Annotated in this window: 13 protein-coding genes; 8 read left to right on the forward strand and 5 right to left on the reverse strand. The window is 36.3% G+C overall.

From position 1 onward, the window contains the following. Positions 1-9 precede the first annotated feature (9 nt). On the forward strand, positions 10-1,362 hold the full coding sequence (locus AOY20_RS06875; RefSeq protein WP_227510368.1) for an MFS transporter: 1,353 nt from the start codon (positions 10-12) through the stop codon (positions 1,360-1,362). A 113-nt stretch (positions 1,363-1,475) separates the two neighbouring features. On the opposite strand, the gene AOY20_RS06880 is transcribed toward AOY20_RS06875, so the two are convergent. Both AOY20_RS06880 and AOY20_RS06885 read right to left on the reverse strand, forming a co-directional pair. Then, positions 1,476-2,075: a DUF805 domain-containing protein gene (locus tag AOY20_RS06880; RefSeq protein ID WP_054581172.1), complete on the reverse strand. Its 600-nt coding sequence runs from the start codon at positions 2,073-2,075 to the stop codon at positions 1,476-1,478. A 271-nt stretch (positions 2,076-2,346) separates the two neighbouring features. Beyond that, on the reverse strand, positions 2,347-3,114 hold the full coding sequence (locus tag AOY20_RS06885; RefSeq protein WP_054581173.1) for a hydroxymethylpyrimidine/phosphomethylpyrimidine kinase: 768 nt from the start codon (positions 3,112-3,114) through the stop codon (positions 2,347-2,349). A 95-nt stretch (positions 3,115-3,209) separates the two neighbouring features. Between AOY20_RS06885 and AOY20_RS06890 the strand changes: the two genes are divergently transcribed. Next, the gene (locus AOY20_RS06890) at positions 3,210-3,854 is read left to right on the forward strand and encodes an HAD-IA family hydrolase (RefSeq protein WP_054581174.1); all 645 of its coding nucleotides are present in this window, start codon (positions 3,210-3,212) and stop codon (positions 3,852-3,854) included. A 48-nt stretch (positions 3,855-3,902) separates the two neighbouring features. Here AOY20_RS06890 and AOY20_RS06895 read toward each other — a convergent pair whose 3' ends face one another. After that, positions 3,903-4,367, reverse strand: coding sequence for an Lrp/AsnC ligand binding domain-containing protein (locus tag AOY20_RS06895; protein ID WP_054581175.1), 465 nt, complete (start codon positions 4,365-4,367; stop codon positions 3,903-3,905). A gap of 141 nt (positions 4,368-4,508) precedes the next feature. Between AOY20_RS06895 and AOY20_RS06900 the strand changes: the two genes are divergently transcribed. After that, positions 4,509-5,768, forward strand: a complete 1,260-nt coding sequence (locus tag AOY20_RS06900) for a D-amino acid dehydrogenase (protein WP_054581176.1) — start codon at positions 4,509-4,511, stop codon at positions 5,766-5,768. 262 nt (positions 5,769-6,030) lie between these two features. Further along, on the forward strand, positions 6,031-7,455 hold the full coding sequence (locus AOY20_RS06905) for an amino acid permease (protein ID WP_054581177.1): 1,425 nt from the start codon (positions 6,031-6,033) through the stop codon (positions 7,453-7,455). Between the two features lie 57 nt (positions 7,456-7,512). On the opposite strand, the gene hemJ is transcribed toward AOY20_RS06905, so the two are convergent. After that, positions 7,513-7,965 (reverse strand): protoporphyrinogen oxidase HemJ, encoded by a 453-nt coding sequence (gene hemJ / locus AOY20_RS06910; protein ID WP_054581178.1) that lies wholly within the window; start codon positions 7,963-7,965, stop codon positions 7,513-7,515. Between the two features lie 23 nt (positions 7,966-7,988). After that, positions 7,989-9,218: a beta-ketoacyl synthase N-terminal-like domain-containing protein gene (locus AOY20_RS06915; RefSeq protein ID WP_054581179.1), complete on the reverse strand. Its 1,230-nt coding sequence runs from the start codon at positions 9,216-9,218 to the stop codon at positions 7,989-7,991. 280 nt (positions 9,219-9,498) lie between these two features. On the opposite strand from AOY20_RS06915, the gene AOY20_RS06920 reads away from it, so the two are divergent. The 4 genes from AOY20_RS06920 to fusA all read left to right on the forward strand — a co-directional run bounded on the left by AOY20_RS06920 (position 9,499) and on the right by fusA (position 14,356). After that, the gene (locus AOY20_RS06920; protein WP_054581180.1) at positions 9,499-10,791 is read left to right on the forward strand and encodes an EcsC family protein; all 1,293 of its coding nucleotides are present in this window, start codon (positions 9,499-9,501) and stop codon (positions 10,789-10,791) included. Between the two features lie 211 nt (positions 10,792-11,002). After that, positions 11,003-11,377 (forward strand): 30S ribosomal protein S12, encoded by a 375-nt coding sequence (rpsL, locus tag AOY20_RS06925; RefSeq protein WP_002050319.1) that lies wholly within the window; start codon positions 11,003-11,005, stop codon positions 11,375-11,377. A gap of 179 nt (positions 11,378-11,556) precedes the next feature. After that, a complete protein-coding gene (gene rpsG / locus AOY20_RS06930) occupies positions 11,557-12,027 on the forward strand; it encodes a 30S ribosomal protein S7 (protein WP_054581181.1) in 471 nt (156 codons plus the stop codon). A 190-nt stretch (positions 12,028-12,217) separates the two neighbouring features. Beyond that, a complete protein-coding gene (gene fusA / locus AOY20_RS06935) occupies positions 12,218-14,356 on the forward strand; it encodes an elongation factor G (RefSeq protein WP_054582556.1) in 2,139 nt (712 codons plus the stop codon). Positions 14,357-14,375 lie beyond the last annotated feature (19 nt).

The raw sequence follows: 14,375 nt of genomic DNA on the forward strand, positions 1-14,375 counted from the left end.
ATGATTGATATGCAAAATACTCAGGAAATGATGTCTTCAGGGCATACAGAATTAACTCAAATTATTCGTAAAATTAAGATTCGTATATTGCCATTGATTGTTTTAATGTTTGCTTTGGCAATGTTAGATCGTTCAAATATTGGTTTTGTAAAACACTATATTGAAGTTGATGTTGGAATCAGTGCCACGGCATATGCTTTGGGCGCTGGAATATTCTTTATTGGATATGCCTTATTTGAAATCCCAAGTAATATGATTTTGCATAGAGTTGGTGCTAAAGTTTGGCTGAGCCGAATCATGATTACATGGGGGCTTGTTTCCATTGCAATGATCTTTGTTCGGGACTCGACAAGTTTCTATATTCTTAGATTTTTATTAGGTGCAGCAGAAGCAGGGTTTTCACCAGGTGTTATTTTATTTTTAACATATTGGTTTCCAAAAGCATTTAGAGGGCAAGCATATGGTTGGTATTACTTAGGTGTACCAATTGCTTTAATGCTTGGAGGACCATTTTCTGGATGGTTATTAGAATCAAATTACACATTTGGTTTTAAAAATTGGCAATGGATGTTCATTGTCCAAGGTGTATTGACAGTGATCGTTGGGCTTATTGCATTTTTTATGTTGGTGAGTCAGCCAAGTGATGCAAAATGGTTGAGTACAAGAGAAAAGCAAATGTTAAAGCAAGCATTTGCACAAGATATGCCTGAGACACAACGTGTTGATAGTAATAAACCACAAAAAGTATTTTCTGATTGGATGGTTTGGCGGTTTGTTTTTATTTATTTTGCCATTCAATTAAGTGTGTATGGCGTACTTTTTTTCTTACCAACAAAACTTGCAGAATTATTACATACACAAGTTGGAATAGAGGTTGGATTTTATAGTGCTATTCCATGGGTATTTACTTTATTTTTACTTCCATTAATTACGAGAATTGCAGATAAAAAGCAAAACTGGAATTTTATGGCAATTATTATGTTGTCATGTGCAGTCATTGGAATTGGTTTATCGACTCAAATGACTCATATTTTTCCATTTATTTTTACTATTAGTTTAGCTGTTGTTGGTTTTATTGTCGTTCAGCCCTTATTTTGGAATTTACCAACACAATATTTGACAGGACGTGCAGCCGCAATTGGTACAGCTTTAATTGGTTCAATGGGAAATTTAGGTGGATTTGTTGCACCAAATTTAAAAAATTGGATGGATCGAGTTTGGCAAAACGATATGGCAGGATTGGTAACACTTGCTGTGGTTGGTTTTATTGGTGTTATTTTATTGGTGATTTTAAATCGTAAACGTAAAGATGAAAGTAAAATGACAGTGATAAATAGAGTTGCTTCATCAGTTAAGCATTAGTTTAGATGATAAAGACTTCTTTCATAAATATAGATTATTCTGCAGTTTTTGAAGAGATAAGAATATTTAAAAAAGAAGTCTTTTAATGTTATTTAATAATAAATATAGCTTTATTATTTAGCTGGTTTACCCCATTGGTTATCTTCATTTTTTGTTTCTGTGCATAACCAAACAAGTAAAATAATACCGCCAACAATAGGGATCATTGAAATGAACATAGCCCAGCCAGATTTATTAATATCATGCAAGCGACGTGCTAAAACAGAATAACTCGGTATGATCATTGCGAGTATAAATAAAATAGTTATAATTGGATAAGACCATAATATTATTTCAATAATAAGTAATCCTAAAGAGATTAATGAATAAACTAAAGTAAAAAGCCAATACTCTTTACGGCGAGCACGATCTTTAAAATTAGCATAGTTTTTTAAGCATTTTACGAACCAATTAAACATGTTGTAATTATCTTCTTCATTATGTTGCTGCTTTTGAAGAGGAGTATTTGAAACATTAGTGAATACTGGTTGAGTAATAGCAGTAATTTTTGTGACTAAGCCATTTGCATCTAATTCAAAATTAACCGTTGTACCAATGGTGGGTTGAACTGTCTCAAACCAATCTGTAATTGAAAAAGTATACTGTAGTTGTTCTTCAGATAAAATTTCACCAGTTTGATTTTGGGTAGAGTAATTTAAAATAGTACCTTTCATAATAATCTCATTTATAGTTAGAGTATTCTTTTTTTATTTAAGTGCATATATTATCACTTATTTTTGAGTTAAGAATAAGAAATATTTCAAAGATTATATAGAAATACTAAAAATAAAAAATATATTTCAAAAGTTAAATAATTTAAGAGTCAAAAAGAAGAAATACTTTCTAGAAACGATTTTGGATAATTAAAATCAGCCTTCAATCAATGGAAAGCTGATTTTTTATTATAGATTTAATAAATATTACTTTAGCTTTAAGGTTACTTTATTAAAAACGCTTCGGGATTTTTTGACCATTGGTTACAGGTGATTCAGCATTTTTAAGCACACCAAATAACCATGTTTCAGAATGATGTACGGCAACTTTTAAATCATCACCTAATGCCAAACGCCCAGCAATAAAACTTGCTAATGAACAGCCTGAACCATGGTATTCACCATCTAAACGTGGACATCGCGTTTCAGAAACTAATTCATTTTGAATATATAAGGCATTACGAATATATTCAGGCGTATCTTCATGACCACCTTTTACTAAGACTGCTTTCGCTCCCATTGCAAAGAGTTTTTGTGTTGCTAAATCTAGGTCATTTTCACCTGTTAAAGCACGAAGCTCTACAGTATTGGGCGTAATTACTGTCGCAAATGGAATAAGCTGCGCAAATGCTTTGACTAATGTTTCTTGATTTCCTAATGAGCCGCCACTATTAGCAACCAAGACTGGATCAAGTACATAAAGATATTCTGGATGTTGAGCTAAAAATTCTGCTAATGCTGCAATATTATCGGTTGTACCTAACATGCCAGATTTAACACATTTGATTGGAAGATCACCAACGACGGCATTCGCTTGAGCAAGTAGTAATTCTTTTGAGGTCGCCTCAAAACCAAAAACTTGTTGAGAGTTTTGAATCGTTAATGCTGTACATGCAATAGCAGCATGAGCACCACTTTGTCCAATGGCTTCAATATCGGCTTGTAGACCTGCTCCACCAGATGGATCTAATCCTGAAAAACAAATGACAGTAGGACGCACAAGCATATCCTTAAATTTTAAAATTAGGGTAGTATAGGAAAAAATATTGAAAGTCTCGATAGTCTTTTTGATCGATTTGTTAAAAGAGTGATGCTGTGATTAAAAATATCTTATTAGATTTAGACGGAACATTGACTGATCCGAAAGTGGGCATTACTACATCGGCACGTTATGGCTTAGACAAAATAGGATATCCAGTTGATGACAGTACTAATTTAGATTGGATTATTGGTCCACCATTGAAAGCATCTTTAGCAAAAATTTTAAATGTAGATTTGAGTGATGATTTAGCAGAACAAGCATTATTAGGCTATCGCGAACGTTTTTCAGCGATTGGTTTATATGAAAATGAAGTTTATCCCACAGTCGTGGAAACCTTGGAAAAGTTAAAAGAAAAAAAATATCAGTTATTTCTTGCGACAGCTAAACCAACAATTTATGCCAAACAAATTTTGGAGCATTTTAATTTAGCACACTATTTTAATGAAATTTACGGTAGTGAATTAAGTGGTGAGCGGACGAATAAAGGGGATTTAATTACCTATATACTTGAGCAAGAAAATTTAAAACCTGAAGAATGTATTATGGTTGGAGATCGTGAGTACGATATTTTAGGTGCTCGAAAAAATGCGATTGAAACGATTGCAGTTGAATATGGATATGGCTCTTTAGATGAGTTAACGCAGGCGAATCCAAAAGTTAGAATTCAGCAATTTTCTGACTTACTTCAATATCTGTAATTGTATTATCTGTATTTTTAGACAAGGATGTCTAATACACAGTGAATTTCACTCAATATCTAAATATAGCGTTTCTTTGACTTCTTCCATCACAATATAACTATGTGATGAAGCAGAAGAGGGAAGTTTCTTTAATAAATCTCCTAATAATCTACGATAAGCGCTCATTTCCTTTAAACGCGCTTTGACTAAATAATCAAACTCGCCAGAAATAAGATGGCATTCTAAAACTTCAGGAATTTCGACTAAATCTTTTGCAACCTGATCAAAAACATCTCCAGATTTTGCGGACAATTTAATTTCTAAAAAAACCAATAAGCTTTTTTCAACAAGATTGGGATTTAAACGAGCGTAATATCCCATAATAATTCCATCACGTTCTAAGCGTTTTACACGTTCTGAACAAGGCGTTGTGGACAGATTAACTTTGGCTGCAAGTTCACTAATGGCAATACGACCATTTTTTTGCAAGATATCTAAAATCATGCGATCAATACGATCTAGCTTACGCATTTAATTTTCCCTGCTATTTGTCTTTATTAAAATAAAAACTTATTCCTTTCTTTTAATAATGCCTTAAAAAATAGTGAATTTCACTATTTAAGTAAAAATATACTAGGTAAATAAACTAATAATATTTTTGAGGATATAGCCATGCGAGTGATCGTATTAGGTAGTGGTGTAATTGGGGTTGCAAGCGCCTACTATCTTGCGCAGCAAGGAGCAGAAGTAACCGTATTGGATCGTCAAGCAGGCCCCGCTGAAGAAACTAGTTTTGGTAATGCAGGTCAAATTTCCCCAGGATATTCGACTCCTTGGGCTGCACCTGGCATTCCATTTAAGGCTGTAAAGTGGATGTTTCAACATCATGCACCATTAGCGATGAATATTGATGGAAGTTTGTGGCAGTTACAGTGGATTGCTCAAATGCTAAAAAATTGTGATGCATCTCATTATGCAATTAATAAAGAGCGTATGGTGCGAGTTGCAGAATATAGCCGTGATTGCTTAAGAAATTTGCGTGAAGAAATTGGGATTTCTTATGAAAATAGAGCAAAAGGAACACTCCAAGTATTTCGTAATGAAGCACAATTAGATGCTGTTCAGCGAGATATTGAAGTACTTCGTGAAACAGGTGTGGATTTTGCCTTATTAGATCGGGATGGGCTTGGGCAAGTAGAACCTGCATTGGCTGAAGTCAAAGATAAGTTAGTTGGTGGTTTGCATTTACCAAATGATGAAACAGGCGATTGTTATCTTTTTACAAACGCTTTAGCAGAGCATGCTAAAAAAATGGGTGTTAGTTTTAAGTTTAATCAAAATGTTGAAAAGCTAGTCATTGAAGGAAATGAAATAAAAGGTGTTATTTCAAATGGGGAACTTTTACAAGCAGATCGCTATGTCTTGGCATTTGGTAGTTATTCACGAGATTTCTTAAAACCATTAGATCTGAACTTACCTGTTTATCCTGTGAAAGGATATTCTTTGACTATTCCTATTGTTGATCCAAGTCATGCACCTCAATCAACAGTATTGGATGAAACGTATAAAATTGCGATTACACGATTTGATGAACGTATTCGTGTAGGTGGAATGGCTGAACTCAGTGGATTTAATTTAGGCTTAAATGAAGATCGCCGTGGCACTTTAGAAATGGTGACACAAGATTTATTTCCAGGCGGTGATTTGGCTCAAGCGAGTTTTTGGACAGGTTTACGTCCAATGACGCCAGACAGTACACCGATTATTGGTAAAACTAAATTTAAGAATTTATTTTTAAATACAGGGCATGGCACATTAGGTTGGACTATGGCATGTGGTTCAGGGAAACTGATTAGTGATTTGGTTTTAGATAAGTCGACGGAAATATCAACGGAAGGTTTATCTTTAGAGAGATATGACTATGCGGCATAAGCAAATGAACGGGATGTTTTGATGTTTAGTCTGTCTAAATACAAATTTTAGACAGACTTTATTTTTGGTAAAATGATAATAGCAAACCACGATGGAGATCGTAGAATGAATAAATTTTTGTTACTACAAATTGCTTATAGAAACAAATCTTGAACTTAGAGAAAATGGAAGATTACAGTTTTTAAACAATCGTATGACTTTGAGGATTAATATATAAATCCTATTTTTCGATTGTTTTGATAACGGTTATAAGGATGTTTTAATGAACAGAACCAATCAAATAAATGATAAATCCCCTCCACACGAATTACAGCGTAAGCTTTCAAATAGACATCTACAATTAATCGCTATTGGTGGAGCAATTGGAACAGGGCTATTTATGGGCTCTGGTAAAACAATTGCTTTAGCTGGGCCTTCGATCTTATTTATTTATATGATCATTGGCTTTATGTTTTTCTTTTTAATGCGCGCTTTAGGTGAAATTTTACTTTCAAATTTACACTATAAATCATTCATTGATATGGCACATGATTTAATTGGTCCAGGTGCTGGTTATTATATTGGTTGGTCGTATTGGCTTGGATGGATTTTAGTTGGAATCGCTGATCTAGCCGCAATTATTAATTATTTAGGTTTTTGGCTTCCCGAAGGAATGGCATTTACGCCAATGGGGCAAGCACTTATTAGTGCGGGATGTGTCATTTTTATTTTACTTATTAATTTAGTTACGGTTAAGTTATTTGGTGAGATTGAATTTTGGTTTGCCTTGATTAAAATTTTAGCCATTATTGGGTTAATTGTTATTGGTGCTTATATGGTGTTTACACACTTTCAAGCACCTACAGGTTCAGTTGCTAGCTTTAGTAATATTTGGTCACATGGTGGTATGTTTCCAAAAGGTGCGATGGGCTTTTTAGCAGGTTTCCAAATTGCGATGTTTGCATTTGTTGGGGTTGAACTTTTAGGCACAATGGCAGCAGAAACAAAGGATCCTGAAAAGAATTTACCTAAAGCTGTAAATGCAATTCCGACACGCATTATTCTATTTTATGTTCTTTCTTTATTTATGATTATGGCCGTAACGCCATGGATTGAAATTCCTGCGGATCAAAGTCCATTTGTTAGTTTATTTTTACATGCAGGTATTCCAACTTCTGCCATTATTATGAATTTAGTGGTTTTATCTTCAGTTATGTCATCTATGAATAGTGGTGTATTTTCAACAAGTCGTATGCTCTTTGGTTTGGCTCAAGGCGGACAGGCACCAAAAGTATTAGGTTTGTTATCACCACGTGCTGTTCCTGCAAAAGGCTTATATTTTTCATGTGCTTTTATTATGGTTGGTGCGGCATTTCAATACTTTGTTCCAAATACAATTGAAGCTTTTACTTTAGCAAGTTCGTTATGTGTAATTTTATTTATTAGTATATGGGCACTGATTATGGTGTGCTACATCCGCTATCGTAAATTAAAGCCAGAATTACATGATAAATCACAATTTAAAATGCCAGGTGGTATTTGGATGTCTTATATTGTGATTGCCTTCTTGCTTTTTGCTTTGGTGATTTTAAGTCTAGAAGCAGATACCTTGAAAGCACTTATTATTAGCCCATTATGGTTAATTATTTTGGCGACAACGTACCATTATTTTTATAAGCCACGTGTACATAAAATGAATAATCATTAATTTTATATACACAATAAAAAACCTCCAATTGGAGGTTTTTTATTGTTCTATTTTGTCTTAAAAAATAGGTTTAACAACCACTAAAATCACCACTGCAATTAAGATTACAGTTGGCATTTCATTAAAGTAACGCCAAAACTTATGTGATTTATAGTGCGCATTACCAATCAATTTTTTACGATAATAACCACAGAAAAAATGGTAAATCACCAGTAAACCGACTAAAGCAACTTTAATGAAAAACCACATTGCTTGATGATAATGTTGAGTTGCATCGCCCCAATCCACAAGAAAGTGGGCGGTAATTAATGTAATCACCATTGATGGCCACATAATACCGCGATATAACTTACGTTCCATAACTTCAAAGCGTTGATGGCTAATCGCATCTTCACTCATTGCATGGTAAACAAATAGCCGTGGTAGGTAGAACAAAGCAGCGAACCAACAAACTACGGCAATAATATGAAATGCTTTCATGAAGAGGAAAGCATTAGAAGCTATATCCATTCTTTTACCCTATATGGGGTGGATTAGCCTTCCCATTTCTTGAAAATGAGACAGGCATTTACGCCACCAAAACCGAAACTGTTACTCATTACAGTATTCAATTTTGCGTCACGTTTTTCAAGTACGATGTCATAGCCTTCTGTACCTTCATCAAGTTGAGTGACATTGATGTTTGGTGCAATAAAGTCATTTTGCATCATAAGAATAGAATAAATAGCCTCTTGAACACCAGCAGCACCAAGACTATGACCAGTCATAGATTTAGTTGAGCTAAGAGGAGGAACATTACCGGCACCAAAAGCACGCCCCATTGCTTGAAGTTCAGTGATATCGCCTGCTGGAGTAGATGTACCATGTGTATTTACATAGTCAATTTTTTCTACGCCATGCTGTTTTGCTTCTTCTAAAGCCATTAGGATACAACGTGTTGCACCTTCGCCAGATGGAGCAACCATATCTGCGCCATCTGAGTTAGCAGCATAGCCTACAACTTCAGCTAAAATATTAGCACCACGAGCTTGAGCATGTTCAAGTGATTCAAGTACAACGAAACCACCACCGCCAGCAATAACAAAACCATCACGGTCTGCAGAATACGGACGAGATGCACTTTCTGGTGTGTCATTATATTTAGAACATAAGGCACCCATTGCATCAAACAATAAACTTTGTGACCAATGGTCTTCTTCACCACCACCAGCAAGCATAAGATCTTGCTTACCAAGTTGAATTAGGTTGTATGCATATCCAATAGCATCAGCAGATGTTGCACATGCACTCGTAATAGAGTGAGCAACACCTTGTAATTTAAATGCAACGCCTACGTTTGCAGTAATCGTATTTGTCATATTACGAGGAACAAAGAAAGGACCTACTTTACGTGCGCCTTTTGTTTCCAATAATTCATTCATTTCAACAACAGAGGCAGTTGAACCACCACCTGAGCCACCAGTAATACCGTAACGAGGATTACCAGCCAATTGTTCTGCAGTTAAGCCTGCATGTTCAACGGCAGCGACAGCGGCATTGTAGGCATACATTGCGCATACGCCCATGAAGCGTTTTGCACGACGGTCAATATTGTCAAAGTTTTGTTCAGCAGCGGCACTAACATGACTTTTAAAATTTAGTTCAGCATAAGTTGGGTTAAAACGTGTCCCAGAAATACCATTTTGTAATGAATGATTCACATCTTCTAAAGTATTACCAATACATGAGTTAATACCCATGCCTGTGATTACAACACGTTTCATCTAACATATCCCTTTATGGTCATGATACTGGGGAGTAAGCTGATTCAGATATTAAAATTCATATCTGAACTCAAGCCATCCTTGAGTTTATAAATTAAGAGACATAATAGCAGAAAGATTTTTGAATTCTTATGGCAAATATGATGCCTATTGAGACTTTACCTAGTTAATTACTTTAATCTTGTTAATTTATTAAAATAAACAGAATTAAGTTGAGATAAATCTAGACTATGCCTAGTATTTACTAGGTATAAATCGAGATTATAAAGGGTTGGGGCGAATGGAAAAATCTAATAATAATCCTTCAAGAGGATTCCTATCAAATGCGTTAGGAGTGGCTAAAAAGCTCAGTAGTGCGGGTATAGAGCTTGTAAACCAAACAAAAATAAATCAAGTTTATAAGCAAAATGACCCTGTAGATGAATCTAAAACTATAGATGGTATTGCAAGCCCAAAACTTGCATTTCAATTTTATGATAATCAGCCACAACAAATTTTACGTAATTATGTCCCTGTTATATCTCAACAGTTATTAGGTCGCCACTACGGTACATTTAATAAAGTGACAAATATGGTATCACCAGAGCTTTCAGATAAAGTTTCAGACTATTTTTTTGAGCGACTCAATAAATTCACGAATCAAATTAGCTCAGTTGATGCAGTATTAGATCAAGCAGGCATTCAAGATTTAGAAGAGTTAACACAAGATGTTGATCGCTCTAAACGTTTAAGTTTGGCATTGGTTGAGCAAAATAAATGGATTGCATCTGTTCAAGGTGCTTTGAGTGGGGCAACAGGTGTTGTAGGTTCATCTATTGATATTCCTATATCAATTATTTTAGCGTTGAAAACAATATATCAAGTCGGACGCTCTTATGGTTTTGAACTAAATGAAGAAGAAGAGCAAGATATTGTTCAATATATTTTTAGACAGATTAATCTAGGTATATTGGCTGAAAAGCAGACACTTTTAATGGGGTTGAGAGCAATATCAAGTATGCTTAAAACACATGATATTGATCAATTACAAACACTATTGGGCTCAACTAATGATATCGAATTATTAAGAAAAATGTTATTAAATGCGCAAGGAGAAGCGAAGTATGAATGGTTAAAATATATTCCTAAAATTTCTGCTTTATCTAAATTAAGTCCTGTGATTGGTGCTTCAATTAGTGCAACCTATAGTTGGCAACTTGTTGATGATGTAAATAATAAGGCACAAGAAGTCTTTTCTAATGCAAGACGTTATTTACTTGCACATAAAGATGCTTCTCTTTCAATTATTACTGCATATGAGAAATCTTTGCAGATTAAAAAGAAAGCAAATGCAATTGGTGTTCAAATAAAAAGTGAAAAATTATCGTATAGATCTCTAGAAATAGAAAAAAATGAAATGACAAGAGGTGAGATAAGTGAAAATGCAGAACAAAATAAACAGGCTTTAAATGGGGCGAAATTTAAGCATAAAGATAAAAGGCATCAAAAAGATTTACTTGAAGTGACAGGATTAAAAGAAAATGAAATAAAACAATTGAATAAATCTGATGTTGAAAATAGTGAAGGAAAGTAAAAAAGCAATAAAAAGAGTAACAAAAAAATCGAACAAGAAGGATGCTGGTAAATAATTTTATAATAATCAGTGTGTTGTGGCTTTTTTTGGAAAATGATCAATATTCATTATAAATACCGAATATTGACCATTTTCTTATCTTGGAATACAATTGCATGCCCTCAAAAAGTAGTAGTTTTTTGGGGCTTTTTATTAACGGGAGAATTGCCAAATGGCAACAACAAATCAGTTGATCCGTAAGGGTCGTACAACTTTAGTTGAAAAATCTAAAGTTCCTGCGTTGAAGGCTTGTCCACAACGTCGTGGTGTTTGTACACGTGTTTACACAACTACACCTAAAAAACCTAACTCAGCAATGCGTAAAGTTTGCCGTGTTCGCTTAACTTCAGGTTTTGAAGTATCTAGCTACATCGGTGGTGAAGGCCATAACTTACAAGAGCACAGTGTTGTTCTTATCCGTGGTGGTCGTGTTAAAGATTTACCAGGTGTACGTTACCATACCGTTCGTGGTTCTTTAGACTGTGCTGGTGTTAAAGATCGTAACCAGTCTCGTTCTAAATACGGTACTAAACGTCCTAAGAAATAATCTTTAAAAGATTTCATCTTAAGACTGTTAGAACTGCAATCCTTTACCGTCTCGCTTGTCTGATTTCTGCATTTTTTGTAAAAATTCAAGCGACGTATAGTAAGGCCAGCGAAAAGCACATGACACTTTGTGCTACGGCTGGATAAACCTGAAGTGTCATATTTATAGGTAGTATTAAAATGCCAAGACGTCGCGTAGTCGCTGCTCGTGAAATCCTTCCGGATCCGAAATTCAGCAGCCAAACAATCGCTAAATTTATGAACCACGTAATGCAAGATGGTAAAAAATCTATTGCTGAAAGTATCGTTTACGGTGCTTTAGATCGCGTTCAAGAAAAATCAAAAGTAGACCCAGTTGAATTTTTTGAGACTACTCTTGAAAAAGTTCGTCCTATGGTCGAAGTAAAAGCACGCCGTGTTGGTGGTGCTACTTATCAAGTTCCTATGGAAGTACGCCCATCCCGTCGTACTGCTTTAGCGATGCGTTGGTTAGTAGATGCTGCAGCTAAGCGTTCTGAAAAAACTATGGCTTTACGTCTTGCTGGTGAGTTGCTTGATGCATCTGAAGGTAAAGGCGCAGCGATCAAAAAACGTGAAGATGTGCATCGTATGGCTGAAGCCAACAAAGCCTTCTCTCACTACCGTTTCTAAGCGGATAAAACAGTCCCTAATCAGGAGAATACTCATGCGTACAGTGGCTCGATTTAATATCGCACTTTACCCAAGTGGGGGATTTGCGGGTATTTAATTTACCCACAAAACGTACTGAGTATCCGTACGCATCAATGTTTCATTGGTGCGTCCTGTTTTAAACAAACAAAATTTAGGAATGCTAGAAATCATGGCTCGTCAAACCCCAATTTCTCGTTACCGTAACATTGGTATCTCTGCACACATCGATGCTGGTAAAACCACTACTTCTGAACGTATTTTGTTCTACACAGGTGTATCTCACAAACTAGGTGAAGTACACGACGGTGCAGCAACAATGGACTGGATGGAACAAGAGCAAGAGCGTGGTATTACCATTACTTCTGCTGCTACGACTTGTTTCTGGTCTGGTATGGCTAAACAATTCCAAGAACACCGTATCAACGTAATTGATACCCCAGGACACGTAGACTTCACAATTGAAGTTGAACGTTCTATGCGTGTTCTTGATGGTGCATGTATGGTTTACTGTGCTGTAGGTGGTGTTCAACCTCAGTCTGAAACTGTATGGCGTCAAGCAAACAAGTACCAAGTACCTCGTTTAGCATTCGTGAACAAGATGGACCGTACAGGTGCAAACTTCTTCCGCGTTGTTGAGCAAATGCGTACGCGTTTAGGTGCTCACCCTGTACCAGTTGTTATCCCAGTAGGTGCTGAAGATAACTTCCAAGGTGTTATTGACCTTATCGAAATGAAAGCGATTATCTGGGATGAAGCATCTCAAGGTATGAAGTTTGAGTACGGTGAGATTCCAGCTGACCTAGTTGATACTGCTGAAGAATGGCGTACTAACATGGTTGAAGCTGCGGCTGAAGCATCTGAAGAATTGATGGATGAATACCTAAACAATGGTGATTTGACGAAAGAGCAAATCATCGCTGGTCTTCGTGCTCAAACTTTAGCATGTGAAATTCAACCGATGCTTTGTGGTTCGGCATTCAAGAACAAAGGTGTTCAACGTATGTTGGATGCTGTGATTGATTTCCTTCCATCACCGACTGAAGTTAAAGCGATCGAGGGTATCCTTGATGACAAAGCTGAAACTAAAGCGACTCGTGAAGCATCTGACGAAGCTCCGTTCTCTGCGCTTGCGTTCAAAATCATGAATGACAAATTCGTAGGTAACTTAACGTTCGTACGTGTTTACTCTGGTGTTCTTAAACAAGGCGACCCAGTGTACAACCCAGTTAAAGCGAAACGTGAGCGTATTGGTCGTATCGTGCAAATGCATGCAAACGAACGTCAAGACGTTGAAGAAATCCGCGCTGGTGACATCGCTGCATGTGTAGGTCTTAAAGACGTTACAACTGGTGATACACTTTGTGATGAGAAAAACATCATTACTCTAGAACGTATGGAATTCCCTGAGCCAGTAATTTCTTTAGCTGTTGAGCCTAAGACTAAAGCTGACCAAGAGAAAATGTCTATCGCGCTTGGCCGTTTGGCAAAAGAAGATCCATCGTTCCGTGTTCGCACTGACGAAGAATCTGGTCAAACAATCATCGCAGGTATGGGTGAGCTTCACCTTGACATCCTTGTTGATCGTATGAAACGTGAATTTAACGTTGAAGCGAACATTGGTAAACCAATGGTTGCTTACCGCGAAACGATCAAAAAATCTGTTGAGCAAGAAGGTAAATTCGTACGTCAAACTGGTGGTAAAGGTAAATTCGGTCACGTATACGTTCGTTTAGAACCAATCGATGTTGACGAAGCTGGTAAAGAATACGAATTCGTTGAAGAAGTTGTAGGTGGTGTTGTACCTAAAGAATTCTTCGGCGCGGTTGACAAAGGTATTCAAGAACGTATGAAGAATGGTGTCCTTGCTGGTTACCCTGTTGTGGGTATCAAAGCGACATTATTTGATGGTTCTTACCATGATGTCGATTCTGACGAATTATCGTTCAAAATGGCGGGTTCTTATGCCTTCCGTGATGGTTTCATGAAAGCGGATCCTATCCTTCTTGAACCTATCATGAAAGTTGAAGTAGAAACTCCAGAAGATTACATGGGCGATATCATGGGTGACTTAAACCGTCGTCGTGGTATGGTTCAAGGTATGGACGATTTACCTGGTGGTACTAAAGCAATCCGTGCAGAAGTTCCACTTGCTGAGATGTTTGGTTACGCGACTCAAATGCGTTCTATGTCTCAAGGCCGTGCAACTTACTCTATGGAATTTGCTAAATATGCTGAAACTCCACGTAACGTGGCTGAAGGCATCATTTCTAAGTTCCAGTCTGGCGGTAAAAAAGGTGACGACGAGTAATCTTTCGATTACTATAAGC

This window comes from Acinetobacter equi (assembly GCF_001307195.1).
GTDB classification, from domain to species: domain Bacteria; phylum Pseudomonadota; class Gammaproteobacteria; order Pseudomonadales; family Moraxellaceae; genus Acinetobacter; species Acinetobacter equi.

Bases quoted from the DNA above. Each gene is read 5' to 3' on its own strand.
- AOY20_RS06920 (WP_054581180.1), top strand. From the start codon at position 9,499: ATGGAAAAATCTAATAATAATCCTTCAAGAGGATTCCTATCAAATGCG.
- AOY20_RS06875 (WP_227510368.1), top strand. From the start codon at position 10: ATGCAAAATACTCAGGAAATGATGTCTTCAGGGCATACAGAATTAACT.
- fusA (WP_054582556.1), top strand. From the start codon at position 12,218: ATGGCTCGTCAAACCCCAATTTCTCGTTACCGTAACATTGGTATCTCT.
- AOY20_RS06905 (WP_054581177.1), top strand. From the start codon at position 6,031: ATGAACAGAACCAATCAAATAAATGATAAATCCCCTCCACACGAATTA.
- rpsG (WP_054581181.1), top strand. From the start codon at position 11,557: ATGCCAAGACGTCGCGTAGTCGCTGCTCGTGAAATCCTTCCGGATCCG.
- AOY20_RS06915 (WP_054581179.1), bottom strand. From the start codon at position 9,218: ATGAAACGTGTTGTAATCACAGGCATGGGTATTAACTCATGTATTGGT.
- AOY20_RS06895 (WP_054581175.1), bottom strand. From the start codon at position 4,367: ATGCGTAAGCTAGATCGTATTGATCGCATGATTTTAGATATCTTGCAA.
- hemJ (WP_054581178.1), bottom strand. From the start codon at position 7,965: ATGGATATAGCTTCTAATGCTTTCCTCTTCATGAAAGCATTTCATATT.
- rpsL (WP_002050319.1), top strand. From the start codon at position 11,003: ATGGCAACAACAAATCAGTTGATCCGTAAGGGTCGTACAACTTTAGTT.
- AOY20_RS06880 (WP_054581172.1), bottom strand. From the start codon at position 2,075: ATGAAAGGTACTATTTTAAATTACTCTACCCAAAATCAAACTGGTGAA.
- AOY20_RS06900 (WP_054581176.1), top strand. From the start codon at position 4,509: ATGCGAGTGATCGTATTAGGTAGTGGTGTAATTGGGGTTGCAAGCGCC.